This is a genomic window from Bradyrhizobium sp. SZCCT0148 (assembly GCF_018129985.1).
GTDB lineage: Bacteria > Pseudomonadota > Alphaproteobacteria > Rhizobiales > Xanthobacteraceae > Bradyrhizobium > Bradyrhizobium japonicum_H.
Map to the genome: position 1 here is coordinate 283,693 of NZ_JAFCKT010000003.1, position 25,006 is coordinate 308,698.

The 25,006-nt window shown below is 64.9% G+C and carries 26 protein-coding genes and 1 pseudogene; 19 read left to right on the forward strand and 8 right to left on the reverse strand.

Features of this window, described 5'->3' with window-relative positions:
* The first annotated feature begins 76 nt into the window (after positions 1-76).
* From JQ580_RS13140 to JQ580_RS13160, 5 genes are read left to right on the forward strand one after another with little or no spacing between them, the layout of a single operon-like run.
* Positions 77-1,870: a peptide ABC transporter substrate-binding protein gene (locus tag JQ580_RS13140; RefSeq protein ID WP_212280467.1), complete on the forward strand. Its 1,794-nt coding sequence runs from the start codon at positions 77-79 to the stop codon at positions 1,868-1,870.
* A 30-nt stretch (positions 1,871-1,900) separates the two neighbouring features.
* The gene (locus JQ580_RS13145; RefSeq protein WP_106949356.1) at positions 1,901-2,860 is read left to right on the forward strand and encodes an ABC transporter permease; all 960 of its coding nucleotides are present in this window, start codon (positions 1,901-1,903) and stop codon (positions 2,858-2,860) included.
* Positions 2,826-3,743, forward strand: coding sequence for an ABC transporter permease (locus JQ580_RS13150; RefSeq protein ID WP_212280468.1), 918 nt, complete (start codon positions 2,826-2,828; stop codon positions 3,741-3,743). The genes JQ580_RS13145 and JQ580_RS13150 overlap by 35 nt, the downstream gene beginning before the upstream one ends.
* Positions 3,743-4,738 (forward strand): ABC transporter ATP-binding protein, encoded by a 996-nt coding sequence (locus JQ580_RS13155; protein WP_212280469.1) that lies wholly within the window; start codon positions 3,743-3,745, stop codon positions 4,736-4,738. The genes JQ580_RS13150 and JQ580_RS13155 overlap by 1 nt, the downstream gene beginning before the upstream one ends.
* Positions 4,735-5,703, forward strand: coding sequence for an ABC transporter ATP-binding protein (locus JQ580_RS13160; protein ID WP_212280470.1), 969 nt, complete (start codon positions 4,735-4,737; stop codon positions 5,701-5,703). Before JQ580_RS13155 ends, JQ580_RS13160 begins: the two co-directional genes overlap by 4 nt.
* A gap of 16 nt (positions 5,704-5,719) precedes the next feature.
* Here the strand turns inward: JQ580_RS13160 and JQ580_RS13165 are convergent, their stop codons facing one another.
* Positions 5,720-6,367 carry an HAD family hydrolase gene (locus tag JQ580_RS13165; RefSeq protein ID WP_212280471.1) on the reverse strand — a complete coding sequence of 216 codons (648 nt, stop codon included), beginning with the start codon at positions 6,365-6,367 and terminating at the stop codon, positions 5,720-5,722.
* Between the two features lie 80 nt (positions 6,368-6,447).
* On the reverse strand, positions 6,448-6,669 hold the full coding sequence (locus JQ580_RS13170; RefSeq protein ID WP_212280472.1) for a dodecin: 222 nt from the start codon (positions 6,667-6,669) through the stop codon (positions 6,448-6,450).
* Between the two features lie 164 nt (positions 6,670-6,833).
* On the opposite strand from JQ580_RS13170, the gene JQ580_RS13175 reads away from it, so the two are divergent.
* The 3 genes and pseudogenes from JQ580_RS13175 to JQ580_RS34095 all read left to right on the forward strand — a co-directional run.
* Positions 6,834-7,715, forward strand: coding sequence for a DMT family transporter (locus tag JQ580_RS13175; protein ID WP_212280473.1), 882 nt, complete (start codon positions 6,834-6,836; stop codon positions 7,713-7,715).
* A gap of 142 nt (positions 7,716-7,857) precedes the next feature.
* Entirely contained in the window at positions 7,858-8,862 is a 1,005-nt protein-coding gene (locus JQ580_RS13180; protein ID WP_212280805.1) for a glycoside hydrolase family 16 protein, read from the forward strand.
* A 111-nt stretch (positions 8,863-8,973) separates the two neighbouring features.
* A pseudogene (locus JQ580_RS34095) lies at positions 8,974-9,105 on the forward strand (family 1 glycosylhydrolase); the annotation flags it as partial.
* A 21-nt stretch (positions 9,106-9,126) separates the two neighbouring features.
* Here JQ580_RS34095 and JQ580_RS13190 read toward each other — a convergent pair.
* The 4 genes from JQ580_RS13190 to JQ580_RS13205 all read right to left on the reverse strand — a co-directional run bounded on the left by JQ580_RS13190 (position 9,127) and on the right by JQ580_RS13205 (position 13,558).
* Entirely contained in the window at positions 9,127-9,684 is a 558-nt protein-coding gene (locus JQ580_RS13190; protein WP_008142962.1) for an HNH endonuclease, read from the reverse strand.
* A gap of 215 nt (positions 9,685-9,899) precedes the next feature.
* Positions 9,900-10,877 carry a peptidyl-alpha-hydroxyglycine alpha-amidating lyase family protein gene (locus tag JQ580_RS13195; RefSeq protein WP_212280474.1) on the reverse strand — a complete coding sequence of 326 codons (978 nt, stop codon included), beginning with the start codon at positions 10,875-10,877 and terminating at the stop codon, positions 9,900-9,902.
* A gap of 130 nt (positions 10,878-11,007) precedes the next feature.
* Positions 11,008-12,783 carry a flavin-containing monooxygenase gene (locus tag JQ580_RS13200; protein WP_212280475.1) on the reverse strand — a complete coding sequence of 592 codons (1,776 nt, stop codon included), beginning with the start codon at positions 12,781-12,783 and terminating at the stop codon, positions 11,008-11,010.
* Between the two features lie 127 nt (positions 12,784-12,910).
* Positions 12,911-13,558: a DNA-3-methyladenine glycosylase family protein gene (locus JQ580_RS13205; RefSeq protein ID WP_212280476.1), complete on the reverse strand. Its 648-nt coding sequence runs from the start codon at positions 13,556-13,558 to the stop codon at positions 12,911-12,913.
* A gap of 182 nt (positions 13,559-13,740) precedes the next feature.
* On the opposite strand from JQ580_RS13205, the gene gluQRS reads away from it, so the two are divergent.
* Together gluQRS and JQ580_RS13215 are read left to right on the forward strand one after the other, a co-directional pair.
* Entirely contained in the window at positions 13,741-14,610 is an 870-nt protein-coding gene (gene gluQRS / locus JQ580_RS13210) for a tRNA glutamyl-Q(34) synthetase GluQRS (RefSeq protein WP_212280477.1), read from the forward strand.
* A 104-nt stretch (positions 14,611-14,714) separates the two neighbouring features.
* Entirely contained in the window at positions 14,715-15,989 is a 1,275-nt protein-coding gene (locus JQ580_RS13215; protein WP_212280478.1) for an ATP-binding protein, read from the forward strand.
* Here the strand turns inward: JQ580_RS13215 and JQ580_RS13220 are convergent.
* A complete protein-coding gene (locus tag JQ580_RS13220; RefSeq protein WP_212280479.1) occupies positions 15,916-16,809 on the reverse strand; it encodes a YihY/virulence factor BrkB family protein in 894 nt (297 codons plus the stop codon). The genes JQ580_RS13215 and JQ580_RS13220 overlap by 74 nt on opposite strands.
* Before the next feature lie 225 nt (positions 16,810-17,034).
* Between JQ580_RS13220 and JQ580_RS13225 the strand changes: the two genes are divergently transcribed.
* From JQ580_RS13225 to JQ580_RS13250, 6 genes are all read left to right on the forward strand, one after another.
* Positions 17,035-17,229, forward strand: a complete 195-nt coding sequence (locus JQ580_RS13225; protein ID WP_028147306.1) for a twin transmembrane helix small protein — start codon at positions 17,035-17,037, stop codon at positions 17,227-17,229.
* 71 nt (positions 17,230-17,300) lie between these two features.
* A complete protein-coding gene (locus JQ580_RS13230; protein ID WP_212280480.1) occupies positions 17,301-17,873 on the forward strand; it encodes a cob(I)yrinic acid a,c-diamide adenosyltransferase in 573 nt (190 codons plus the stop codon).
* 126 nt (positions 17,874-17,999) lie between these two features.
* The gene (locus tag JQ580_RS13235) at positions 18,000-18,749 is read left to right on the forward strand and encodes an electron transfer flavoprotein subunit beta/FixA family protein (RefSeq protein ID WP_212280481.1); all 750 of its coding nucleotides are present in this window, start codon (positions 18,000-18,002) and stop codon (positions 18,747-18,749) included.
* Entirely contained in the window at positions 18,749-19,699 is a 951-nt protein-coding gene (locus tag JQ580_RS13240; RefSeq protein ID WP_212280482.1) for an electron transfer flavoprotein subunit alpha/FixB family protein, read from the forward strand. The genes JQ580_RS13235 and JQ580_RS13240 overlap by 1 nt, the downstream gene beginning before the upstream one ends.
* A 209-nt stretch (positions 19,700-19,908) precedes the next feature.
* A complete protein-coding gene (locus JQ580_RS13245) occupies positions 19,909-20,790 on the forward strand; it encodes a 3-hydroxybutyryl-CoA dehydrogenase (RefSeq protein WP_212280483.1) in 882 nt (293 codons plus the stop codon).
* Positions 20,791-20,866: 76 nt separating this feature from the next.
* Positions 20,867-21,061, forward strand: coding sequence for a hypothetical protein (locus JQ580_RS13250; protein ID WP_094973271.1), 195 nt, complete (start codon positions 20,867-20,869; stop codon positions 21,059-21,061).
* A 5-nt stretch (positions 21,062-21,066) separates the two neighbouring features.
* Here JQ580_RS13250 and tlpA read toward each other — a convergent pair whose 3' ends face one another.
* Entirely contained in the window at positions 21,067-21,732 is a 666-nt protein-coding gene (tlpA, locus tag JQ580_RS13255; RefSeq protein WP_212280806.1) for a thiol:disulfide interchange protein TlpA, read from the reverse strand.
* Positions 21,733-21,833: 101 nt separating this feature from the next.
* On the opposite strand from tlpA, the gene argH reads away from it, so the two are divergent.
* The 3 genes from argH (at position 21,834) to lysA (ending at position 24,910) form a co-directional block, all read left to right on the forward strand.
* Positions 21,834-23,231 (forward strand): argininosuccinate lyase, encoded by a 1,398-nt coding sequence (gene argH, locus JQ580_RS13260; RefSeq protein ID WP_212280484.1) that lies wholly within the window; start codon positions 21,834-21,836, stop codon positions 23,229-23,231.
* Between the two features lie 93 nt (positions 23,232-23,324).
* Positions 23,325-23,621: an LPS translocon maturation chaperone LptM gene (gene lptM / locus JQ580_RS13265; protein ID WP_212280485.1), complete on the forward strand. Its 297-nt coding sequence runs from the start codon at positions 23,325-23,327 to the stop codon at positions 23,619-23,621.
* A 23-nt stretch (positions 23,622-23,644) separates the two neighbouring features.
* Complete coding sequence (gene lysA, locus JQ580_RS13270; RefSeq protein WP_212280486.1) at positions 23,645-24,910, forward strand: diaminopimelate decarboxylase; 1,266 nt, start codon at positions 23,645-23,647, stop codon at positions 24,908-24,910.
* Positions 24,911-25,006 lie beyond the last annotated feature (96 nt).

Below are 25,006 nucleotides of genomic sequence, written 5' to 3' on the forward strand. Positions count from 1 at the left end.
CATCTACTGCCAGCAAATTGGGCGGCCAGCTTTCTCGGCCGTCCTCATCACTATGGGAACCAGACGGGGGATAACCATGCTGGATAAAGAAATGCGTTCGATGATCGGTGATGTGAAGGACGGGCGAATGGATCGCCGCGCCTTCATCAAGCGCATGGCGGCCGTCGGTCTCACCGCTCCCCTCGCCAATCAGATCCTCGCGCTGGGCGGCGTTGCCATGGCCGAGGGCGCCTCGACCTACAAGCCGACCAAGCGTGGCGGCGGCGGTGCGCTGAAGCTCCTGTGGTGGCAGGGCCCGACCCTCCTCAACCCGCATTTCGCCACCGGCACCAAGGATCAGGACGGCTCGCGCCTGTTCTACGAACCGCTCGCCTGTTGGGATCCCGACGGCAACATGAAGCTGGTGCTGGCGACGGAGATTCCGTCCATCCAGAACGGCCTGCTCGCGGCCGACGGCAAGTCCGTGACCTGGAAGCTGAAGCCCGGCGTGAAGTGGCACGACGGCAAGCCGTTCTCGGCCGACGATCTTGTGTTCACCTGGCAGTATGCCAAGGATCCCGCGACCGCGGCCATTACCATCGGTGTCTATCGCGACATCACGGTCGAAAAGATCGACGATCTCACCGTCAAGATCACCTTCCCCAAGCCGACGCCGTTCTGGGCGGATGCTTTCGTCGGTGCCGGCGCCGGCCAGATCCTGCCGAAGCATCTGTTTGCCGACTACATCGGCTCGAAATCCCGCGAGGCCCCGACCAATCTGTCGCCGGTCGGCACCGGCCCGTACAAGTTCGTTGAGTTCAAGCCGGGCGATCTCATCCGCGGCGTGATCAATCCCGACTACCACATGCAGAACCGTCCGTATTTCGATTCGGTCGAGATGAAGGGCGGCGGCGACGCCGTCTCGGCCGCGCGTGCGGTGATCCAGACCGGCGAGTACGACTTCGGCTGGAACATCCAGGTTGAGGACGACGTGCTGCTGCGCCTGGAGAAGGGCGGCAAGGGCAAGACCGTCTACGCGGTCGGCGGCGACACCGAGTTCATCGCGCTCAACTTCACCGATCCGAACGTCGAGGTCGACGGCGAGCGCTCGTCGATGAAGACCAAGCATCCGCTGTTCTCGGATCCGGTCGTGCGCAAGGCGCTGTCCCTGCTGGTCGACCGCGACTCCGTCAAGAAGGCGATCTACGGCCGCGCCGGCCGCACCACCGCGAACTTCCTCAATGGTCCCGAGAAGTTCGTCTCGAAGAACACCAGCTGGGAATTCAACATCGAGAAGGCCGCCAAGATGCTCGATGACGCCGGCTGGAAGCCCGGCGCCGACGGCATCCGCGAGAAGGACGGCAAGAAGCTGAAGCTGCTGTACCAGACCGCGATCAACGGGCCGCGCCAGAAAACCCAGGCCATCGTCAAGCAGGCCTGTCAGAAGGCCGGCATCGACGTCGAGCTGAAATCGGTGGTGGCCTCGGTGTTCTTCTCGTCGGACGTCGCCAATCCCGATACCTATCCGAAGTTCTACGCCGACATCGAGATGTTCCAGATCCCGCTGAGCCAGCCGGACCCGTCGCAGCACATGCGCCGCTATCTCTCCACTGCGGTTGCGACCAAGGAGAACAAGTGGCAGGGCACCAACTTCCCGCGCTGGGTGAACAAGGACTATGACGCTGCGATCAACGCTGCCGATACGGAGATGGATCCGGTCAAGCGCGCCGCGCTCTACATCAAGGCCAACGACCTGATGTGGGAAGATACGGTGTTCATCCCCGTGATGCATCGTCTCAAGGTCGAGGCGGCCGCGAACAATCTGCGTCCGGTGATTTCGGGTTGGGCCAACGAGACCGACAATCTGTTCGACTGGTACCGCGAGGAATGATCCCCCAGCGCTAGACCGGGGCTTCCCCTCATGAGTCAATACGTTCTGCGTCGCCTGCTGATCGCGATTCCGAGCCTGCTCGGGATCTCGGCCGTGCTGTTCTTCGTGCTGGCGCTCGCGCCCGGCGATCCGTTCTCGGAGCTGGCGACGAATCCGAACGTCCCGCCCGAAGTGCAGGCCGCACTTCGGGCCAAGTTCGGCCTCGACGATCCGATCTACCTCCGCTACGTGCATTGGCTCAACGCCATGCTGCACGGCGACTGGGGCTTCTCCTTTGTCAGCCGGATGGACGTCGACAAGTTGATCCTCCAGCGCCTGCCGACCACGCTCTATGTGATCGGCTCGGCGCAGATCCTGGCGCTTCTGATCGCGATTCCCGTCGGCGTCTATGCCGCGACGAAGCCGTATTCGCTGTTCGACCAGGTCGCCAACACGCTCGCCTTCGTCGGCTTCTCGCTGCCGACCTTCTTCACCGGCATCCTGTTCATCCTGATCTTCTCGGTCACGCTGGACTGGCTGCCCTTCGTCTACACCACCGACGTCAAGGCAACCGGAATTCACTGGGTGTTCGAGATGATCCGTCAGGCGATCATGCCGGTGGCGGTGCTCGGCCTGTTCCAGGCGGCGTCGATGACGCGTTTCGTGCGCTCGGCAATGCTGGATGTGATCCGGCTCGACTACATCACGACGGCGCGCGCCAAGGGCCTCGGCCAGGCCAAGGTCATCGTCAAGCATGTGATGCGCAACGCCATGATCCCGGTCGTGACGCTGATCGCGTTGCAGATCCCCGCGGTGTTCGGCGGCGCCATCGTCACCGAGCAGATCTTCCGCATCCCCGGCATCGGCTCGCTGCTGATCTCCTCGATCCTGTCCAACGACACGCCGGTGGTGATGGCCGTCACCTTCGTGTTCGCGTGCCTGGTCGTGCTGTTCAATCTCATTGCGGACATCCTTTATGGCTGGCTTGACCCTCGCATCTCCTTCCGCTGAGCGGCGCGTCTACTCGCCGTGGCGCGAGACGTGGCGGCGCTACAGCCGCCACAAGCTCGCCGTGGTCAGCGCCTTCCTGCTCCTTGTCCTCATTTTTGCCGTCCTGGTCGGGCCCTTCATCTGGCGCGTCAAGATCGATGACATCGACATCGTGGCCGGTCTCCAGGGGCCCTCGCTCGCCCATCCCTTCGGCACCGACGATCTCGGTCAGGACATTCTCGCACGCATGATCTATGGCGGGCGCATCTCGCTCGCGGTCGGTCTTGCAGCCATGCTGGTGTCGGTCTTCGTCGGCACTCTGATCGGCGCGCTCGCCGGCATGTCGCGCGGTGCGCTCGGTCACGCGTTGATGTGGCTCACCGACCTGTTCCTGTCGCTGCCGCAATTGCCTTTGCTGCTGCTGTTGATCTATCTGTTCCGCGACGGCCTGAAGGCCGCGTTCGGCCCCGAGGGCGGCATCTTCATCCTGATCGTGCTCGTGATCGGAGGGTTGCGCTGGATGCCGGTGGCTCGGCTCGTGCGCGCGCAGTTCCTGTCGATCCGCGAGAAGGAATTCGTCGAGGCCGCCCGGGCGCTCGGGGCGAGCCCGGTGCGGCAGGTGGTGCGTCACATCCTGCCCAATGCACTCGGTCCGGTGATCATCGCCGGCACCATCGACGTTGCCGCCGCGATCATCGCGGAATCGACGCTGTCCTTCCTCGGCCTCGGCTTCCCGCCGGATACGCCGACCTGGGGCCGCCTGCTGTACGACGCCAAGGACTTTCTCGACATCGGCCCGCACTGGGCGCTGTTTCCGGGCGGCGCGATCTTCATTGCGGTGGTCGCCATCAACTTCATCGGCGACGGCCTGCGTGACGCGCTCGATGCGCGACGGGTGATCTGATGGCGCCGTTGCTCGAGATCAAGGGACTGAAAACCCATTTCTCCACCGATGACGGCATCCTCCAGGCCGTCGACGGCGTCGACATCTCCATCAACCGCGGCGAGACGCTCTGCGTGGTCGGCGAATCCGGCTGCGGCAAGACCGTGACCGCGATGTCGATCCTGAAGCTGATCGCGATGCCGCCGGGCCGCATCGCGGCTGGCCAGATCATGTTCGAGGGTCGCGATCTCGTGCCGCTAACCAGCAACGAACTCGACGAGATCAGGGCCAAGGAGATCGGCTTCATCTTCCAGGAGCCGATGACCTCGCTCAATCCGGTGCTCACCATCGGCGAGCAAATCGCCGAGAGCCTGCGCCGGCATGAGAACGTGACCAGGAAGCAGGCGCTCGATCGTACCATCGAGATGCTGAAGCTGGTGCAGATCCCCAACGCCGAAGGCCGGGTCCACAATCATCCGCACCAGTTCTCCGGCGGCATGCGCCAGCGCGTGATGATCGCGATGGCGCTCGCCTGCAAGCCGAAGCTGATCATCGCCGACGAGCCCACCACCGCGCTCGACGTCACCATCCAGGCGCAGATCCTCGATCTGCTCCAGGACATGAAGGAGCGCTTCGGTATGGCGGTGATGTTGATCACCCATGCCATGGGCGTCGTCGCCGAGACCGCGCAGCGTGTCGTCGTGATGTATGCCGGCAAGGTGGTCGAGGAAGCGCCGGTCGACGATCTGTTCAGCAACCCTGGCCATCCTTATACGCAAGGGCTGATCCGCTCGATTCCGCGCATCGATCTCGACAGCGAGCACAAGACGCGGCTCGAGGCGATCGGCGGCTCGGTGCCGATCCTGATCAACCCGCCGGTCGGCTGCCGCTTTGCGCCGCGCTGCAAGTTCGCCATGACCGTCTGCACCGAGAAGGAGCCGCTGCTGCGCGAGATCGCACCCGGCCATCGCATGGCCTGTCATCTCGGCGATCCGAACCTGGGAGCCGCGGCATGAGCGAGCCCTTGCTGCAAGTCTCCAACCTGAAGAAGCACTTCCCCGTGCTCGGCGGCCTGCTGTCGCGCCAGGTCGGCACCGTCTACGCGGTCGACGGCGTCTCGTTCTCGGTCAATCGCGGCGAGACGCTCGGTCTCGTCGGCGAATCCGGCTGCGGCAAGTCGACCACGGGGCGCTGCGTGCTGCGCCTGATCGAGCCGACCGACGGCGAGGTCACTTTCGATGGCCAGGACGTGCGTCAGCTCAGCGGCAACGATCTGCGCGCGATGCGGCGGAACATGCAGCTGGTGTTCCAGGATCCGTTCGCCTCGCTCAATCCGCGCATGACGGTCGGTGCAATCCTCGGCGAGGCGCTGATCATCCACAAGCTCGGATCCTCGGCCAAGGAGCGGGAAGACCGCGTCGCCAGCCTGCTCGTCAAGGTCGGCCTAAAGGCCGAGCACATGCGGCGCTATCCGCATGAATTCTCAGGCGGTCAGCGCCAGCGCATCGTGATCGCGCGGGCACTCGCGGTCGAGCCGAAGCTGATCGTCTGCGACGAGCCGGTCTCGGCGCTCGACGTGTCGATCCAGGCCCAGGTCATCAACCTGCTGGAAGACCTCCAGGCCGAGCTGAACCTCACCTATCTCTTCGTCGCGCACGACCTCTCGGTGGTCGAGCACATCTCCGACCGCGTCGCGGTGATGTATCTCGGCCGCATCGTCGAGCTGGCGAAAGCGAGCGACCTCTATCGCAATCCACAGCATCCCTACACCAGGGCGTTGCTGTCGGCGGTGCCGGTGCCCAATCCCAAGCTCAAGCGTGAGCGCATCCGCCTCAAGGGCGACGTGCCGAGCCCGATGAAGCCGCCGTCAGGCTGTCACTTCCACACCCGCTGCCCGATCGCCCAGCCGCGCTGCGCGGAAGTCGCGCCGGTGCTGAGGGAAGGCGCGGGCGGACATTTCGTGGCGTGTCATCTCGCCTGACGCGGCCAACGCGGCTTCACTCGCCAAGCAGGCCGTGTTGCGAGAGCGCCTGCTTGAAGCTTTCGACGGACGTGTGCTGATGCGCGCGCAGACCCGCCTCGCGCGCGCCGGCAACGTTGGCTGCGAGATCGTCGACGAACAGGACGGCTTCTGGCCTCGTGTCGAGCTCCGAGAGACAGCGGCGATAGCAGTGCGGGTCCGGCTTGGCCGTCTTGAATTGCGCAGAGGCGTAGATCCGGGCGCCGAACAGCGGGCGCAACTCCGGCAGCAGCGTGTCGATATGGTCGGCGACCAGGGTGGTGTTGTTGGTCAGGACGGCGATCTCGACGGTGTTTCGCAAGCGGCCGGCGATGTCCAGCATCGCGCGATCCGGCTGCATCGAACGGCGCCTGGCCTCCACCCACTCCTCGCTCGACAGCGGGTAGCGGATGCGTTCGCCAAAGCCTCGCAGATAATCGGCCGCTTCGAGTGCTCCGCAATCGCCGAGCGCCTCGAACCCGCTGTCCCAGATCGCCGCATGGACCGCTTCGCGCGTCGTTCCCGCAAGCTCCGCCAGATAGGCGACGCGCGTCCGCCTGTCGTAGGCGCAGAGAACATTATCCATGTCGAAGAGGACGAGCTTGATTGAATCAGCCACGGCGGCACTCGCGGATCGGCCGCACATCCGGCCTTGATCTGAGTCTTATCTCGCCGGGACGCAGGCGACAATCCGGGGTGAGGCCGGATCGCCGCGACGAGGCCGCCTCATCCCTCCAGCGTGAAGCCGACGCGCAGCGTCACCTGATAGTGGCGGACAGTGCCGTTCTCGATGTGGCCGCGGGTCTGCACCACCTCGAACCATTTCATTTCGCGGATGGTCTTGGACGCGCGGCTGATCGCGTTCTTGATCGCGTCCTCGATCGAGCTTTCGGAGGATCCGACGAGATCCAGGATCTTGTAGACATGATCACTCTCGGGCGTGGGCATGGTTTCTCTCCCCTGTTTCATCTTGCGGCCGACGACGGTGTTCGGTGGCCGCGCGCATGGCGCTGACTCTGAACGGGCCTGCGCGCTTCGGGTTCCCGGGCCGTGATGGCCCGCATGCGCCGGGCGAGGTGGAGCCGGCCGCGCTTGCCTGCTAAGCGCTATCCATGGATTCGGCACGACGCGACAGGACGATCGGCTCCCTCTGCCTCTGCGTGACGGCGTTCGGCTGGGCGCTGAACTGGCCGCTGATGAAGCTGCTGCTTCAGCAATGGCCGCCGCTGTTCGCGCGCGGGCTTGCGGGCGTGTGCGCCTCGGTCATTCTCGGCACGCTGGTGCTGAGCCGGAAGGAATCGTTCGCCGTGCCGCGCGAGGCCATTCCGCGGCTGCTGTTTGCAACCTTCACCAATGTCTTCGCCTGGATGGGGCTCGGCACGGTCGCGATGAAATATGTGACGGTGAGCGAGGGCGCCCTGCTCGCCTACACCATGCCGATCTGGGCGATGCTGTTCGCCTGGCCGGTGCTGCACACGCGGCCAGCCTTACGGGACGTCTTCGGGCTCGTCCTCGGCGTTGCCGGCGTCACGCTGCTCCTCGGCGGCAACGGCTTTTCGTTCGGCGTCGACAAGCTGGTCGGGATCACGCTGGCGCTGCTCTGCGCCATCCTGTTCGCGCTCGGCAACGTGCTCAACCGCAAGCCGCTGCCGATGCCGCCGCTGGTCGTCGTCGCCTGGCAGGTCGGGCTTGGCTGCGGCGCGATGCTGGTTCTCGGCATGTTGTTCGAGCATCCCGACGTCACCGCGATCACGCCGCTGGGGCTCGGCTGCTTCGTCTACATGACGCTGGTGCCGATGGGGATCTGCTACGTGACCTGGTTCGAGACGCTGCGCCGCCTGCCGCCGACCACGGCCTCGACCGGCATGCTGATCGTTCCGGTGATCGGCGTGGTCTCTGCCGCCATCATTCTCGGCGAGCCGCTGGGCTGGCGCGAGTGGACGGCGATGGCGCTCACGCTCGGTGGCGTGACGCTGGCCTTGCAGCGCGGGTAAGGGTCGTCCCGCCCCGAGGCCGGCCGAGCGGAAAGAGAAAAGCGGTTTTCAAATCGCCCGCCGGCGTCGGATGCCGCCGTTGCCGGTGCGAAGACGGGTGAGCTAACTTCAGCGGAGATCCTGGTCTCTTCGAGGTGCGATGATGATCGAGCGTTGGACGAGGGGCGCTCTGGTCGCGATCGGTCTTTGCGCCGTGCCTGCGCCGGGCATCGCGCAAGACGAGCTCGATGGCGCGCCGGTGCGCATGTCGCTGCAGGTTACGACCGATCCGTCCACCATCACGTGCCGCAGGCTTGAAACGGTCAATTCGTCCTCGCTCGTCTTCCTGCCGCTGCGCCGGACGTTCAGCGAGCATTTCGACGAGCATCCGCTGTCGAACGGTCGCTGGGTCCCGCATTATGCGGGCGGCGCGGCCTGGCCGGAGGCGCGCTATTGGGGCGGCGACGGCTCCGATTTCAAGCGGAAGACCAGCGCCAACGGCGAACAGCAGATCTACGTCGATCCGCGTTATGCCGGGCGCGCGGCTGCGCCGCTCGGGCTCGATCCGTTCAGGGTGAAGGACGGCGTGCTGTCGATCGTCGCCAGCCGCACGCCGCCGGAATTGAAACCGCTGCTGTTCGACAACGAGTACATCTCGGGCATCCTGACGACCCAGGGCAGGTTCGCCCAGAAGCACGGCTATTTCGAAATTCGCGCCAAGGTGCCGGTCGGCCATGCGGTGTGGCCGGCGTTCTGGATGCTGGCGGACGATGGCGGCTGGCCGCCGGAGGTCGACGTGCTGGAAGGCCGGGGCGAGCGGCCGGGCGATCTCGTGATGACGACCCATTGGCGGATCCCGTCGACCCAGAAGATCCAGTCCTGCGGTTTCGACTTCGCGGTCGGCGACGCCTCGAGCGCATTCCACAATTACGGTGTGCTGTGGCAGGAGGATCGGCTGGTCTATTTCATCGACCGCAATCCGGTCTCCGACATCAAGGTGCCGATCGGCTTCGACGATCCCATGTACATGATCGTCAACCTCGCGATCGGGTCAAAGTTCTTTCCCGGTGTTAGTCCCGTCAATGCGGAATCGCCACGAAGCGTCGCGTTCGAGATCGACCGGATTTCCGCCTATCAGATCGACATGGAAGCGCAGGCGCGGAGATAGCGATGTCCGCCGATGTCTCGGCGCCATTCCTGAGCACTTGCTGCGGGGCAGGGCGACCGGAGACGCGCCAACGGGCATCATCATCGCTACAGGAAGGATGTCGCGCGAACCAAGGTGGACAATTTCGAGTGGTTGTTCGGCTACGGCAAGCGCTTCGGCTTCTACCGCGTCGACCTCGAGAGACGGGCAGGGCTGCCGAAGCTGAGCGCGGCGTTCTATCGCAATGTAGCGGCGAGGAATGCGACCAGGGGTGATACCCCGCCCCTACGGATCCAGCTCCGTATCCCAGTACAGATAATCCAGCCAGCTATCGTGGAGATAATTCGGCGGAAACAGGCGGCCGTTGCGGTGCAGCTGGTGCACGGTCGGCGCAAACGCGCTCTGGCGCGGAAACATCTTGGCTTGCGCCGGCGTGAGATTGCCCTTGCGCAGGTTACAGGGCGAGCACGCCGCGACGACGTTCTCCCAGGTGGTCTGGCCGCCTTTGCTGCGCGGGATGATGTGATCGAAGGTCAGGTCTTCGGGCGAGCCGCAATATTGGCAGGCGAAACGATCGCGCAGGAAGACGTTGAACCGGGTAAAGGCCGGATGGGTGGTGGGCTTGACGAAGGATTTGAGCGAGACGACGCTCGGCAGCTGCATCTGCAGCGTGGGGCTGTGAACAGCCTGATCGTAATGCGCGACGATGTTGACGCGGTCGAGGAACACCGCCTTGATCGCGTCCTGCCACGACCAAAGAGACAGCGGGTAGTAACTCAGCGGCCGGAAGTCCGCATTCAGCACCAACACCGGCCAACTGCCTTGCGAGACATGTGCGTTCAAGTAACGCTCCCGGCCTCCAATATACGCTGCGAAGCAGCATGTCCTGACATACTACATGCAGCGTGACGGGATTGTGAAGCCCGTTGAGCGACTTATTCAGGCGCAGGCAATGCGGCACCGGGGTGGCACAGGCGCTCAAAAAGCCGCGATTTGGGGGAGGTCCGCAGCTGGCGCGGAACTGCCGCAACCGGCGGGTCGCGGCCCGTTTGCAGCAGCTACTCCCGTACCCGCTCCAGCTTCTGCAAGCATCGCGTTGCGCGCACTGCGGCCGGCATCTCCTCGTCGGGAAAGCTGGTGTCCCAGTTGGTGACGCCGACCTCGCCGACATAGATATCGCCCTTTGAATCCAGCGCGATGCCGTGGGGTGCCAGGAATTTTCCGCTCGCAACGCCCGGACCGTCCTCGCCGCCGAGGCGCGCGATGCGGTTGCCCTTGGCGTCCACGATCGACAGCCGCGGGCCGAGATTGGGCACATTGCGGTTGATGGCAAGGCCCGGGCCGAGCTCGCCGATGACGAAAGTCGGGCTCTTGGCCCCACCGCAACAGCACAGCGCGCAGGGCCGATGCAGATTGTTCCACTGCGTCTCGTATCTGCCGTTGCCGTCGAACACCTGGACGCGATGGTTCTCGCGGTCGGCGACGTAGACCCAGCCGTCGGCATCGGTCGCGATATTGTGTACGATGTTGAACTGGCCGGGATCGGTGCCGGGCTCGCCCCAGCTCTTGAGCAGCGTGCCGTCCGGCGTGTACTTGTGCACGCGTGCATTGCCATAGCCGTCGGAGACGTAGATCTCGCCTGTCGGCGACAGCGCGGTGTGGGTGCAGCGATGGAACGGCTCGCCGCTCATGAATGGCGAAGGCTTCTCGGGAATGCCGATCGTCAGCAGCACCTTGCCGTCGGTGGTGCATTTGCGCACGGTGTGGTCGCCGTCATCGGTGCAGTAGAGATTGTCGTCGGCGTCGATGTGCAGGCCGTGCGCGCGCGAGAACAGCCCTTCGCCGAAGCTCCGCAGGAAGTTTCCGTCGCGATCGAGCACCACCATCGGGTGGACGCCGCGATTGAAGACGTAGACGCGGTCCTTGCTGTCGACCGCGACGGAGGCGACGTCGGTGAGCTGCCAGCCTGCGGGCAGTTTCGCGAAATTGTCGACGACGCGGTAGCGATGCTCGCCGGTGCCGAGAATGGCTGGCATCTGTAATCCCTTCTGTTCGTGGTGGCCCGCAATTGTCGCCACATTGTCATCGCGAGCGCAGCGAAGCAATCCAGACTGCCTCTGCGGAGAGATTCTGAATTGCTTCGCTGCGCTCGCAATGACGAAGGGCTCAAGCCGTGCTCACCTCACGCCCCAAAATCCCTTCCTCGATCGCCTTGATCTGGAGCGCGAGATATTTCGAATTGATGCGGCATTGCGCGAGGCTGCCGGCGATGAACCAGAGGCCGGGCTGCCGCGTGCGCGCATACATATTGCGAAGCTCGACGCCGTCGCCAAAGCCCCAGATCGGGCCGACGCGGTCGGCGACGCCGTCACCAAACAGTTTCCGCACCAGATATTCCTGCGGCTTGTAGCCGGTGGAGAGCACGATGAGATCGGCCGCAATGGTGGTGCCGTCCTTCATCCGCGCACCGTCGGTGACGAAGCTCTCGATCTCGTCGAACTGCCTGAGCTTGATCGCGCCCTCGACGATCAGGTTCGAGCAGCCGACGTTGAAGTAATAGCCGCCGCCGCGGGTGAGGTATTTGAACTGCCAACCGGTGCCGGCCTCGCCGAAATCGAGCTTGAAGCCGACTCGGGCAAGGCCCTCGAGCAGCTCCTTGTCGAGCTGCTTCGACTGCTCCGTCAGCATCACATGCGTCTTCTTCGCCAGCGGCGTCGGCATCGAAGCCGCGATCAAGTCGTTGTCCTCGAGCGTGCCTTCATTGTAGGTCGCGTAGGCAAGCTGTGCCGACGGTTCGATATTTGTGACCAGCGTCGGAGAGCGTTGCACCAGCGTCACCTCGGCGCCGCTGGAATGAAGGTCCTGCGCGATGTCGTGACCGCTGTTGCCGGTGCCGATGACGATCGCGCGCTTGCCGGCCCAGTTCTCGCCATCCTCGTAGCGGCTGGAATGCAGCAGCGTTCCCTTGAAATTGTCGAGGGTCGCAATATCGGGAATATTGGCGATGCCGCTGACGCCGGTTGCCATGACGATGTGACGCGGATGCATGATCCGCTGGCTGCCGTCGGCGCGGCGCAGGGTGACCGTCCAGCGTCCGTTCGCATCGTCGTAGGAGCCGCCTTGGAATTCGGTGGCGGTCCAGAAGTTCAGCTCCATGGCGTCGACATAGGCTTCGAACCAGTTGGCGAGCTTGTCCTTGGGGATATAGGTCGGCCAGTTCGGCGGGAACGGCATATAGGGGAGGTGATTGACCTGCACCTGGTTGTGCAGGGTCAGCGCATGATAGCGCTTGCGCCAATTGTCGCCGATCCGCATTTCGCGATCGACGATCAGCGTGTCGACCTGCAGTTGCTTCAGCCGCGCTGCGATCGCGAGCCCGGCCTGGCCGCCGCCGACAACCAGCACGGCCGGATCTCGATCGGCATAGTCGCGCGAGGCGTTGCGCAGATCGAGCCAGTTCGGTCCGCGGAAATCGCGTGAATAGGCCTGGCCGCGCGGCCGCGACGTGCCGAGCTGTTCCTCGAAACCTTTCAATTCGTTGAGCGCGGTGAGCAGCGTCCATGCCTTCAGGCGGTCGCCGTCAGCACTGTCGGGAACGAGCCGCAATATGCCGCTGCCACGCCCGATTGCGGTTTCGAAATCGAAGATCGTTTCGATAGTGTTGGTGCCGGCACGCGTCACCCAGCGCGGCGGCGCGCGGTTGAGCGCGATCCTGAAATTGGCCGGCGCCGCCTTCGGCGCGAGCGCAGCCAGGGCTTGCGCAATCGTCTCGCGGCTAGCGAGCGTTTGCAGGTTCCAGCTCAGCGCCAGCACGTCGCGCCAGAAGCCGTCGGCCAGGAAGAGGTGGTCCAGCGTGGCGGGATCGGGCCTGCCCAGCGCGCGCTCGAATGCGTCGAGCCACACCTGCGCGGCGACGGATAGATCCTTGGTCTTGTCGAGCATGCGCGACCTCGTGGCCGCATTTTGCGGCGTTTCCTCTGGGGTCGAGGCTATACTGGATGAGCATGCGTCGAAAGCGGTTTGCCCGAGCAGGAAAAGCATGTGGCCCTGCTCGAGCGGAATACGACCGTCACGCCGGCAGCACGCCCTCGCGCTTCTTCACAGCGCGATAATAGCTCCACCACAAATGCGCCGCCGCGCCGCGCAGCGGACGCCAGGGCTCGGCGAGCGGCGCCATCTGCTTTTCCGTGGGCCGCGCCGGAAAGCCGAGGCCGATCTTGACGGCCTCCTGCACGGCGAGGTCGCCGGCGGGCCAGGCATCGCCATGGCCGAGGCAGAACAGCAGGTAGACGTCCGCGGTCCACGGGCCGATGCCGGGCAGCGCGATCAGCGTGTGATGCGCCGCGTCGGCGTCTTCCTCGGCGAGCACGTCGAGGTTCAGCCGCTGCGCGCCGATCTCGCGCGCGAGATGTTTCAGCGTCTTGATCTTGGCGGCCGACAGGCCGAGCCGCCCCAGCCGGTCGGTGCGGGCCCGGCGCAAAGCGTCGTGGTCGAACGGATCGAAGGCGGCTGACAACCGTCCCCAGATCGCCGCGGCGCTCGCGGTCGAGAGTTGCTGGCCGCAGACGATGTGGGCAAGGCCCGCAAAACCCGGTTCGCGGCGGCGCAACGCCGGCATGCCCGCGATTTCGAACACGGGTCTGAGGCGCGGGTCGCGCTTGATCAGCGTGTGAACGGCCTCTTCGAGATCGGACTGGGTTTCGAGGTGGATGGTCATGGTCACTCGACTTGTCATGCGCGGGCTTGCCGTCTCTGCTAAGGCTCGGCCGGCCCAATACCGCGAAACCCGTCGAAGCCTTCGGCGTAAGGCGGGACCCGCGCATCCATCTCCTATTGTAACAGAGTCGTGGAAGATGGATTGCCGGGTCAAGCCCGGCAATGACGAGGTCCCTGAAACCGATGCCACCCGTTTTCCGATTCGCTCCCAGCCCCAACGGCTTCCTCCATCTCGGCCATGCCTATTCCGCGCTGCTGAATTTCGACCGCGCGCGCGAGACCGGCGGCCGGCTGCTGTTGCGGATCGAGGACATCGACACGACGCGCTGCCGGCCGGAATTCGAGGCGGCGATTTACGAGGATCTCAGCTGGCTCGGGATCGACTGGGAGATGCCGGTGCGGCGGCAGTCCGAGCATCTTCCCGATTATCGCGCCGCGCTGGACAAGCTGTCGGCGCTGGGCCTCGTCTATCCCGCCTTCGAAAGCCGCGCCGAGATCGCAAGGCTCGTTTCCGCGCGTGAAGGGGAGGGACGGTGGCCGCGTGATCCCGACGGCGCGCCGCTCTATCCCGGCAATGTCAAATCGCTGCCTGTCGACGCGCGGGAGCGCCTGATCATTTCGGGCGTGCCTTACGCACTGCGGCTCGACATGGCGGCCGCCTGCCAGCGTGTCGCCGGCCTGACCTGGACCGAGCTGGGCGAGGGGGCCGATGCCGAGCGCGGCATCGTCCCGGCGCGACCGGAGGCCTGGGGCGATGTGATCCTGGCCCGCAAGGAGACGCCGACCAGCTACCATCTGTCTGTTGTCGTCGACGACGCGCTCCAGGGTGTCAGCGAGATCGTGCGGGGCCAGGATTTGTTCCACGCCACCGCCGTCCATCGCCTGCTCCAGGTCCTGCTCGGCCTGCCCGAACCCTCCTACCGCCATCATCGGCTGATTTGCGACTGCGAGGGGCGGAAGCTGTCGAAATCGAGCCGCTCGACCGGTCTGCGGGAGTTGCGTGCCGCCGGGGCCTCGCCCGCGAGCATCCGCGCCTTGGTGGGATTAGGTTAGATTTCTCTGGGGTTTAGCTAAACGCCGCCGTGACTCCGGGCGTTCCGCCGTGCCATGCTTGCTTGATGGTCCAGGGTTCGAAGGGGACACTTCGAAGGGGATTTATGGCGGCGAAGAAGCGCCCAGCGCGCACTACGCGGACGTCCAAGCGACCGCCTCGGAAGCGGCCCGGGCCGGCCGCCTCGTTGCGCAAGCGCAGCACCAAGGCGGTCGGGCCGGACGTGGTCCAGGCGGCACTCGCCGCCTTTGCCCATGAGGTCCGGACCCCCCTGACCGGCATCCTGGCGATCAGCGATCTCCTCGCGACCTCCGATCTTGGCGAACGGGAGCGGCGCTGGGCCGACACAATCAAGGCCGGCGCCGAGCACCTGGCAAGCCTTGCCACGCTGTTCGTGGATGCCGCCCGAACCGGCAAGGGGGGAGGCAGGGGAGCTGGCAAGGCCGGAAGCACGCTGCGGCAGGACCTGTTCAACCTCGGGACGCTCGCCCGCAGCGCCGGCGATTCACTCGCCGGCCGCGCCGCCGCCAAGGGCCTCCAGGCCCAGGTCGCGATCTCCGACAAGCTTCCCGGCCTCGTGGTCGGCGATCCCGTCCGCCTGCGCGCTGCGCTTGAGAACCTGATCGACAATGCCGTGAAGTTCACCGACCAGGGCGGCGTGGCGCTCGAGGTTACGCCCTGGCGCCCCGTCAAGGGCAAGGCGAAGGGCAGGGTCGGCGTCGCCTTTGCCGTGTCCGACAGCGGCATCGGCCTGACCATGGCCGAGATCAAGCGGCTGTTCCGCCCGTTCACCCAGGCCAATGTCACCATCGCCTCGCGCTTCGGCGGGGCCGGCTTGGGGCTGTCCTCGGTCAAGCAATTGGCGCGCGCGATGGGCGGCGATATCACCGTCGCACTGCGCCGCGGCGGCGGTGCGACCTTTACGCTGACGGTGTCGCTCGATGCGGCTGATCCCGGCAAATCTCGCAAGACCAAGGGCGAGGCGGAGGCCGATACGGTCGCCGCGCTGCGCGTCCTCAGCGTTGAGGACAATCCGTTCGGCCGCGTCGTGCTCAACACGATTCTGACCGAGCTCGGTCATCATGCCGAGTTCATCGGGCGCGGTGAGGACGCCGTCGGCCGGCTGGCGCAAGGCGCGTTCGACGCGGTGCTGATGGACATGGTGCTGCCCGGCATCGACGGCGTCGAGGCCATCCGGCGGATCCGTACCATGGAGGCGCCGCTGGCCCGGATCCCGATCATCGGGGTGTCCGGTCGCAGCGAGGACGAGGCGGCCTCGCGCGAGGCCGGCGCCGACGCCTTCCTGGTCAAGCCTGTGTCTCCGCGGGCGCTAGCGACTGCGCTGCTTGAAGCGACACGCCATGAGGAAGCCGCGACTTGATGATCGCGGCGTTGAGCTCGCCGCCGTAAACGAAGATCGCGGCGATGAAGTACAAAAACACCAGCGCGATGATCACCGAGGCGAGCCCCGCATACATCGTCACGTAGTTGTTGGCGAAGCGCGCCAGATATTGGCCGAACACGATGCCTGATATCAGCGACGCCACGATGGTGAAGACGATGCCGGGCAGGATCTGGGCGAAGCTGCGCCGTCCTGCAGGTAGCCAGGCGTGCAGGATCAGGAGCGCCACCACCAGTGCGCCGACGGTGATGCCATAGCGGACGCCGGTCAAAATCCGCTCGTTGGACTCCACGAACAGCGGAATGTGGCTGCGTGCGGCTTCGATCAGCAGAGGGCCGAGCACGATCAGGAACGCCATGGCGAGCGCGGTGAACGCCGCGACCAGCGTGTAGCCGATCGATTCCAGCCGCAGCCAGTACCAGCGCCGCATCTCCACCACCGCATAGGCGCGGTTGAGCGCGACCCTCAGCGCCTCGACGCCGTTGGAGGCGAAATAAACTGACAGCGCCGCGCCGACGGTGAGCACGCCGGTACGGGTCGTGGTCAGCACGTCATGCACCTCGCCCGAGATCGAATCGGCGACCTGTTTCGGCCAGATCTGCAGCATCAGGCTGGCGGCCTGGTCGGCGAGTTCCTTGGAGCCGAAGAAGCCCGCGAGCGAGGTCAGCACGATCAGGAACGGGAACAGCGCCATCAGCGTCGACAGCGCGATATGGCTGGCGATCGCCCAGCCGTCATCGGCCAGGAAGGTGTAGAACGCGTCCATTGCGACATCATAGACGGTGCGAATGACCTTCACGCGCCACCTACATCGCTGCTGCCGCGCTGGCCAGCCGCCCGTCGGGGCAGGCGAACAGACCGGGCATCTGGCGCAAATCGGAAATCATCTCGCTACCTTCTGATATTATGGGCCCAAAAGCCAGTTTCCGGAACGACCGCGTCGCTATTCCAGGCGCGCCGTCATGCAGGCACTGCAATGACGAGGAGATAGCGGTCCGGCACACACGGTGTTATCTAGCCCGTCATGGCATCGCTTTTGAGTACCTTCATCCTGCCGGTGGCAGCCGGCGCCGTTGCGGTGGTGCTGCTGCTCGGTCTCGTCAACATGATGCGCGGCGGCTCGCCGAACACGTCGCAGAAGCTGATGCGCTGGCGCGTGCTGCTGCAGTTCGTGGCCATCGTCATCGCCATGCTCGCAGTGTGGGCGATGGGACGCTAGGACAGATACGGCAGATACCTATCGCCGGTTTCCGACGGTGTGCCGCGCGCACTATGAATATTGGGGAATAGATGGTCCTGCTCAATCGCATCTACACCAAGACCGGTGACGACGGCACGACGGCGCTCGGAACCGGGGAGCGGCGTCCGAAATACGATCTGCGCATCGAGTCCTATGGCACCGTCGATGAAACCAATGCCGCGATCGGCGTGGTGAGGCTCCATACCGCAGACATGCCGGATCTCGATGCGATGCTCGGCCGCATCCAGAACGATCTGTTCGACCTCGGCGCCGACCTCGCGGTCCCAGAACGCGACGGCAAGGCCGAACGGCTGCGGGTGGTGGCCAGCCAGGTCGAGCGGCTCGAGCGCGACATCGATGCGCTCAACGACAAGCTCGCGCCGCTGACCTCGTTCGTGCTTCCGGGCGGCACGCCGGCCGCGGCCCATCTCCATGTAGCGCGCACGATATGCCGCAGGGCGGAACGAGTAATTGTGGAACTGGCGGCCCGACCCGGGGAGCAGGTCAGCGCGGCTGGCATCCATTATATGAACCGCCTGTCGGACTTCCTGTTCGTGGCCAGCCGGGCTGCCAACGGGAACGGCGCCGGCGACGTGCTCTGGGTTCCGGGCCAGAACCGCTGACCCATCGGGCTCTCGCATTTCAGAGGGCTAAAATTAGGCCCGTTCGCGCGTTGACCGGGGCAGATCAGGCCTTTAGGTTCCGCGCCAGTTGATAACCCCCCTCCCAAATTGAGTGAAAGAGGATCGATGAAGGTTCTTGTGCCGGTAAAGCGGGTGGTCGATTACAACGTCAAGGTCCGCGTCAAGAGCGATGGATCGGGCGTTGAACTCGCCAACGTCAAGATGTCGATGAACCCGTTCGACGAGATCGCGGTCGAGGAAGCGCTGCGCCTGAAGGAAGCCGGCAAGGCGACCGAAGTCGTGGTTGTCTCCATTGGACCCGCGCAGGCGTCGGAGACGATCCGCACCGGTCTGGCCATGGGCGCCGATCGCGGCATCCTGGTGAAAGCGGACGGTGCGGTCGAGCCGCTCGCGGTCGCCAAGATCCTGAAGAAGATTGCGGACGAAGAGCAGCCCGGCCTGATCATCCTCGGCAAACAGGCGATCGACGACGACAGCAACCAGACCGGCCAGATGCTGGCCGCGCTGCTCGGCTGGTCGCAGGCGACGTTCGCCTCGAAGCTCGAGGTCGAAGGTTCTGACTTCAAGGTCACCCGCGAAGTCGACGGCGGCCTCCAGACCGTGAAGCTGAAGGGACCGACGATCGTCACCACCGATCTGCGTCTCAACGAGCCGCGCTATGCCTCGCTGCCGAACATCATGAAGGCGAAGAAGAAGCCGATCGCGGAGAAGGCCGTCGCCGACTACGGCGTCGACGTCGCTCCGCGTCTCGAAATCGTCAAGACGACGGAGCCGGCCGGCCGCAAGGCGGGCGTCAAGGTCAAGGACGTCGCCGAGCTGGTGTCGAAACTCAAGAACGAAGCTGGGGTGCTCTGATGACGACGCTGCTGATTGCCGAACACGAACACGACGTCCTCAAGGACTCGACCAACAAGGCGCTCACGGCGGCTTCGCAGCTCGGCGGCGACGTCCACGTGCTGGTCGCGGGCGGCGGACAGGGCACCAAGGCTGCGGCCGAGGCGGCTGCGAAGCTCGCTGGTGTCGCGAAAGTGCTGGTCGCCGAAGGCGACCTTTACGCACATGATCTCGCCGAGCCGCTGGCCGCGCTGATCGTCTCGCTGGCCTCGGGCTACGATGCCATCGTTGCGCCCGCGACCTCGCGCTTCAAGAACGTGATGCCGCGCGTCGCAGCGCTGCTCGACGTCATGCAGGTCTCGGAGATCACCAAGGTGATCGCCCCCGACACCTATGAGCGCCCGATCTATGCCGGCAACGCCATCCAGACGGTGAAGTCCAAGGACGCCAAGAAGGTCATCACGGTGCGCACCTCCACCTTCGCTGCAGCCGGCAACGGTGGCAGCGCGTCCGTCGAGACCGTCGCGGCGGCCGCCGATCCGGCGCTGTCGACCTTCGTCGGCGAGGAAGTTGCCAAGAGCGACCGTCCCGAGCTGACCTCGGCCAAGATCATCGTCTCCGGTGGCCGCGCCATGCAGAGCCGCGAGAATTTTGCCAAATACATCGAGCCGCTCGCTGACAAGCTTGGGGCCGGTGTCGGTGCCTCGCGCGCGGCGGTGGACGCCGGCTATGCGCCGAACGACTGGCAGGTCGGCCAGACCGGCAAGGTGGTGGCTCCCGAGCTCTATGTCGCCGTCGGCATTTCCGGCGCAATCCAGCATCTGGCCGGCATGAAGGACTCCAAGGTGATCGTCGCGATCAACAAGGACGAGGACGCGCCGATCTTCCAGGTTGCCGATTACGGCTTGGTCGCCGATCTCTACCAGGCGGTTCCGGAGCTGACCGCCGAACTCGGCAAGCTCGGCAAGTAAAACACGTCGAAAACACCGGCCGGAGGGATAAACTCCGGCCGGTGTTTCATTTCTGAGGCGTTTTCTTTGGCGTGGGGCACGCCGGGGAGGCGATCCAATCTAGGTTTCGAGCCCGGGTTCTGATTAAATCAAGCTTCTGATCAATCAGACCTCCCGGCTTGGGGGATAGGCAGGCGCGCTCCTCGCGCGCCGTTCCGGTGGATGACATTATGGCGGCAGTGATCAAGAAGGTCGGCGTGATCGGCGCGGGGCAAATGGGCAATGGCATCGCGCATGTCGCGGCGCTGGCCGGCTTCGACGTGGTGCTCAACGACGTCTCGTCCGACCGTCTCAAGTCGGGCATGGCCACCATCAATGGCAATCTGGCGCGCCAGGTCTCCAAGAAGGGCGTCACCGAGGACGACAAGGCCAAGGCGATCGCCCGTATCTCGCTCGCCGAGAAGCTCGACGGTCTCGCCGACTGCGATCTCGTGATCGAGACCGCGGTCGAGAAGGAAGAGGTCAAGCGTAAGATCTTCCACGAGCTCTGCGCGGTGCTGAAGCCCGAGGCGATCGTCGCCTCCGACACATCCTCGATCTCGATCACCCGGCTGGCCGCCGCCACCGATCGGCCCGAGCGCTTTATCGGCATTCACTTCATGAATCCGGTGCCGCTGATGGAGCTGGTGGAGCTGATCCGCGGCATCGCCACGGATGACGCCACCTTCGAGACGTCGAAGGAATTCGTCGCCAAGCTCGGCAAGCAGGTCGCGGTCTCCGAGGATTTCCCGGCCTTCATCGTCAACCGCATCCTGCTGCCGATGATCAACGAGGCGATCTACACGCTGTATGAAGGCGTCGGCAATGTCGAGGCGATCGACGCGGCGATGAAGCTTGGTGCCCACCATCCGATGGGCCCGCTGGAGCTCGCCGATTTCATCGGCCTCGATACCTGCCTCTCGATCATGCAGGTGCTGCATGAGGGTCTTGCCGATTCCAAATACCGCCCGTGTCCGCTGTTGGTGAAATACGTCGAGGCCGGCTGGCTCGGCCGCAAGACCCAGCGCGGCTTCTACGATTACCGCGGCGCCAAGCCGGTTCCGACGCGCTGATCCGATCCGCTGTGTGACAATTCATGTCGCGTTAACCCCGCGCGCCTAGGTTACGGCCGGTACGAGGGTTCGCGTAATGGACATGATGGCAATGGTCAGCACCATGCTGGCCGCTCAGCAGGGCGCACTGCAGTCGAATATTTCGGCGACGCTGGCCAAGCAGAACGCGGATATGGAGAAATCCACCGTCCTGACGCTGATGGGCGCCGGTCAGCCCTCGCTCGCCAATGTCGGTGCCGGCGTCGGCGGCAATCTCAACGTCACGGCCTAAAATCCCTAGAGCGCTGCGGCGGCCTTGCCCGTCGCCGCCCGGATCAGCTTGAGCGCGTCCTCGCTCGCCCACTCCGCCGGCCCCGCGATCGTCGCGATCTCGCAGCCTTGCGGATCGACCAGCACCGAAGTCGGCATGCCCAAGGCCCGCCCGATCGCCTTAAGATCCTGGAAAACCTTGGCTTTCTGATCGTTGAAGTAGCCGAGCCTGGTCAGATTGGCCTCTTTCAGGAAGGTCTTCGGCTTCTCGGGATCGCGGGTGTCGATATTGATCGCTACCACCTCGAAATTCGGGCCCGACAGCTTGCCTTGGAGCTCGTCCAGCGCCGGCATTTCCTTGCGGCACGGCACGCACCAGGTGGCCCAGAGGTTCACCAGCAGCGTCTTGCCGCGGAAATCGGACAGCTTCTTCGGCTTGCCGTCGGAATCCTCGAAGGTGAGGTCGGGCAGCTTGAGGGGCGCGCTCGCCATGGTCAGCGCCGCCAGCTCGCCGTGGGCGAGGGGGGCGATCTTTTGCGCCGTCGCCACCGCCGGCTTGCAGGTCGGATCGCCTGACGGCGACCGGCTCAGGCCCAGCCCGTACAGCGCGGCGAAGCCGGCCAGTCCTCCGATCGCCACCGTGGCGATAACGAGGGGGACCCGGCGCGTGGCGGAGGGCTTCTTGTCGAGCATATCGTTTGTCATCCGGTCGCAGATATGGCTATCAGGGGCCTCTTAGTACGGCTGACGGCAGCCGGCAAACGTGCGGCAAATCAAGGCGTGAGCAGGGGATCATGAGCAACAAGATGTGGGGCGGCCGGTTCTCGGAACGTCCCGACCAGATCATGGAAGAGATCAACGTCTCCATCGACGTCGATCGTCACCTGTTCGCCCAGGACATTGCCGCGTCCAAGGCCCACGCTGCGATGCTCGCCAGCCAGGGCATCATCACGGGATCTGATGCGAAAAATATCGGCAGGGGTCTAGACACGATTTTGTCAGAGATCGGCAAGGGCGGCTTCGAGTTCAAGCGCGCGCTCGAGGACATTCACATGAATGTCGAGAGCCGCCTGACCGAGCTGATCGGCCCCGCCGCCGGCCGCCTGCACACCGCGCGCTCGCGCAACGACCAGGTCGCCACCGATTTTCGTCTCTATGTCCGTGATGTCCTCGACGAGACCGACGCGGCGCTGGCCGCGTTCCAGGCCGCGCTGGTCAATCGCGCGCTGGAGCATGCCGCAACCGTGATGCCGGGCTTCACCCACCTGCAGACCGCGCAACCCGTGACCTTCGGCCATCATCTGCTCGCCTATGTCGAGATGGCCGCGCGCGATCGCGGCCGCTTCCAGGACGCGCGCAAGCGGCTGAACGAATCCCCGCTTGGCGCCGCCGCGCTCGCCGGCACCTCGTTCCCGATCGACCGCCACGCGACCGCCAAGGCGCTGGGCTTCGACCGCCCGATGGCGAACTCGCTCGATGCGGTCTCCGACCGCGACTTCGTGCTGGAGACGCTGGCGGCGGCCTCGATCTGCGCCGTGCACATGTCGCGCTTTGCCGAGGAGATCGTGATCTGGACCTCGCCGCTGGTCGGCCTGATCCGGCTCAGCGACAAGTTCACCACGGGCTCCTCCATCATGCCTCAGAAGCGCAATCCGGATGCCGCCGAGCTGGTGCGCGCCAAGACCGGTCGCGTCATCGGCGCGCTCAACGGTCTCCTCATCGTGATGAAGGGCCTGCCGCTCGCCTATCAAAAGGACATGCAGGAGGATAAGCAGGGCGCGATGGAGGGCTTCGCCGCGCTGTCGCTGGCGATCCGCGCCATGACCGGCATGGTCCGCGACCTCGAGCCTGACGAAGCCAGGATGCAAGCGGCCGCGGGCGAGGGCTATGCCACCGCGACCGACCTCGCCGACTGGCTGGTGCGCACCCTGAAGATGCCGTTCCGCGAGGCCCATCACGTCACCGGCCGCATCGTCGCCAAGGCCGCCGAGGGCGGCGTCGCCCTGCACGAGCTGCCGCTCAAGGAGATGCAGGCGATCGAGCCGAAAATCACCAAGGACGTGCTCGGCGTACTCTCGGTCGAATCGTCGGTGAAGAGCCGCACCAGCTTCGGCGGCACCGCGCCGAAGAACGTGGCGGCCCAGGCCAAGGCCTGGGCGAAGCGGCTGGAAAAAGAGCGGAAATTGGGCTGAGGACGAAATTTCGCTTATGTTTCATGGTCATCCGGCTCTCGCCAGAGTGCGCCAATCTCTGTATGGTGCGGCCCGCGTAGTGGGGATTTCGTCGTGACGTCAAAGTTTCGCCCGGCCGGCTCGGGGTGGGCCATCATTGTCTTGAGCCTGACGGCGCTTGCGCTGGCCGGCTGCGGCCGTAAGGGTCCGCTGGATCTGCCGCCGACGGCCTCCAGCGCGTCTACGGCCAACGTTGCACCTCCAGCCGACACCGAGACCGCAGCCCAGAAGTCGTCGAGCATGTTCAATCCCACCTCATCAGGTGCGGATGCCGCGCCTGCGGCGGCCAGGGGCAGCAAGAAACCGTTCATTCTCGATCCGCTCTTGGACGAACCTCCCGGCAAGAGATAAGCCGGGACAACCGAGCCTGCGCCATGAATCATTTCGACTATCGCAACGGCGTGCTGCACGCCGAGGCGGTGAATCTGTCCGAGCTGGCCGCGACCGTCGGCACGCCGTTCTATTGCTATTCGACCGCGACGCTGGAGCGGCACTATCGCGTCTTCACCGAGGCCTTCGCCGGCGAGAAGGTGCTGGTCTGCTACGCCATGAAGGCGAACTCCAACCAGTCGGTGCTGCGCACGCTGGCCAAGCTCGGCGCCGGCGCTGACGTCGTCTCCGGCGGCGAGTTGAAGCGCGCGCTGGCGGCCGGCATTCCCGCGAGCAAGATCGTCTTCTCCGGCGTCGGCAAGACGGAAGCGGAGCTGCGCGCCGCGCTCGCCGCCGACATCCTCTGTCTCAACGTCGAATCCGAGCCCGAGCTCGAGCTGTTGTCGCGCCTGGCGACCGAGACGGGCAAGACCGCGCGGATCTCGTTGCGCGTCAATCCCGATGTCGACGCCGGCACCCACGCCAAGATCTCGACCGGCAAGTCCGAGAACAAGTTCGGCATCCCGATCGTGCATGCCCGCGAGGTCTATGCCCGCGCCGCAAAACTGCCGGGCATCGAGGTAACCGGCACCGACGTGCATATCGGCAGCCAGATCACCGACCTCTCCGGCATGGAGACGGCGTTCCGTATCCTCTCCGAATTCGTGCAGACGCTGCGTGCCGACGGCCACAATATCAGCCATGTCGATTTCGGCGGCGGCCTCGGCATCCCCTATTACATGGACCGCGAGGCGCCGCCGGCGCCGGCGGCCTATGCTGCCATGGTCAAGCGCGTCAGCCACAATCTCGGCTGCACGCTGATGTTCGAGCCGGGCCGCATGATCGTCGGCAATGCCGGCATCCTCGTCGCCAAGGTGATCTATGTGAAGCACGGCGACGGCAAGAATTTCGTAATCATCGACGCCGCGATGAACGACCTGATCCGCCCGACGCTGTACGAAGCGCATCACGACATCCTGCCGGTGACGCAACCGGCCAAGGACGCCGCGACAATCCTGGCCGACGTCGTCGGCCCGGTCTGCGAGACCGGGGACTATCTCGCGCTCGACCGCACGCTGCCGACGCCTGCGCCCGGCGATCTCATCGCCATCATGACCGCAGGCGCCTACGGCGCCGTGCAGGCCGGCACCTACAACACCCGGCCGCTGGTGCCGGAGGTGCTGGTGAAGGGCGATCAATACGCGGTCGTGCGCCCGCGCGTGGAGGTCGAGCAGCTCATTGCAATGGATCGGCCGGCGCCCTGGCTGTAAGGGCGAAGCCAAAATCTGCAAAACAACCCCATGCACAGTAGACCGACGTTGTGAAATCAACGGGTTAGGCGTGCGCGAAGATTGTCCGGCGACCGA

Excerpts from the sequence above, each read along its gene's own strand:
- tlpA (WP_212280806.1), bottom strand. The coding sequence starts at position 21,732 with ATGCTCGACAAGAAGCCCTCCGCCACGCGCCGGGTCCCCCTCGTTATC.
- JQ580_RS13230 (WP_212280480.1), top strand. The coding sequence starts at position 17,301 with ATGGTCCTGCTCAATCGCATCTACACCAAGACCGGTGACGACGGCACG.
- JQ580_RS13195 (WP_212280474.1), bottom strand. The coding sequence starts at position 10,877 with ATGCCAGCCATTCTCGGCACCGGCGAGCATCGCTACCGCGTCGTCGAC.
- JQ580_RS13180 (WP_212280805.1), top strand. The coding sequence starts at position 7,858 with ATGATCGAGCGTTGGACGAGGGGCGCTCTGGTCGCGATCGGTCTTTGC.
- JQ580_RS13215 (WP_212280478.1), top strand. The coding sequence starts at position 14,715 with ATGGCGGCGAAGAAGCGCCCAGCGCGCACTACGCGGACGTCCAAGCGA.
- gluQRS (WP_212280477.1), top strand. The coding sequence starts at position 13,741 with ATGCCACCCGTTTTCCGATTCGCTCCCAGCCCCAACGGCTTCCTCCAT.
- JQ580_RS13200 (WP_212280475.1), bottom strand. The coding sequence starts at position 12,783 with ATGCTCGACAAGACCAAGGATCTATCCGTCGCCGCGCAGGTGTGGCTC.
- JQ580_RS13165 (WP_212280471.1), bottom strand. The coding sequence starts at position 6,367 with ATGTGCGGCCGATCCGCGAGTGCCGCCGTGGCTGATTCAATCAAGCTC.
- JQ580_RS13175 (WP_212280473.1), top strand. The coding sequence starts at position 6,834 with ATGGATTCGGCACGACGCGACAGGACGATCGGCTCCCTCTGCCTCTGC.
- JQ580_RS13235 (WP_212280481.1), top strand. The coding sequence starts at position 18,000 with ATGAAGGTTCTTGTGCCGGTAAAGCGGGTGGTCGATTACAACGTCAAG.
- JQ580_RS13145 (WP_106949356.1), top strand. The coding sequence starts at position 1,901 with ATGAGTCAATACGTTCTGCGTCGCCTGCTGATCGCGATTCCGAGCCTG.
- JQ580_RS13170 (WP_212280472.1), bottom strand. The coding sequence starts at position 6,669 with ATGCCCACGCCCGAGAGTGATCATGTCTACAAGATCCTGGATCTCGTC.
- JQ580_RS13245 (WP_212280483.1), top strand. The coding sequence starts at position 19,909 with ATGGCGGCAGTGATCAAGAAGGTCGGCGTGATCGGCGCGGGGCAAATG.
- JQ580_RS13225 (WP_028147306.1), top strand. The coding sequence starts at position 17,035 with ATGGCATCGCTTTTGAGTACCTTCATCCTGCCGGTGGCAGCCGGCGCC.
- lysA (WP_212280486.1), top strand. The coding sequence starts at position 23,645 with ATGAATCATTTCGACTATCGCAACGGCGTGCTGCACGCCGAGGCGGTG.
- JQ580_RS13150 (WP_212280468.1), top strand. The coding sequence starts at position 2,826 with ATGGCTGGCTTGACCCTCGCATCTCCTTCCGCTGAGCGGCGCGTCTAC.
- argH (WP_212280484.1), top strand. The coding sequence starts at position 21,834 with ATGAGCAACAAGATGTGGGGCGGCCGGTTCTCGGAACGTCCCGACCAG.
- JQ580_RS13160 (WP_212280470.1), top strand. The coding sequence starts at position 4,735 with ATGAGCGAGCCCTTGCTGCAAGTCTCCAACCTGAAGAAGCACTTCCCC.
- JQ580_RS13205 (WP_212280476.1), bottom strand. The coding sequence starts at position 13,558 with ATGACCATCCACCTCGAAACCCAGTCCGATCTCGAAGAGGCCGTTCAC.
- JQ580_RS13240 (WP_212280482.1), top strand. The coding sequence starts at position 18,749 with ATGACGACGCTGCTGATTGCCGAACACGAACACGACGTCCTCAAGGAC.
- JQ580_RS13250 (WP_094973271.1), top strand. The coding sequence starts at position 20,867 with ATGGACATGATGGCAATGGTCAGCACCATGCTGGCCGCTCAGCAGGGC.
- JQ580_RS13155 (WP_212280469.1), top strand. The coding sequence starts at position 3,743 with ATGGCGCCGTTGCTCGAGATCAAGGGACTGAAAACCCATTTCTCCACC.
- JQ580_RS13140 (WP_212280467.1), top strand. The coding sequence starts at position 77 with ATGCTGGATAAAGAAATGCGTTCGATGATCGGTGATGTGAAGGACGGG.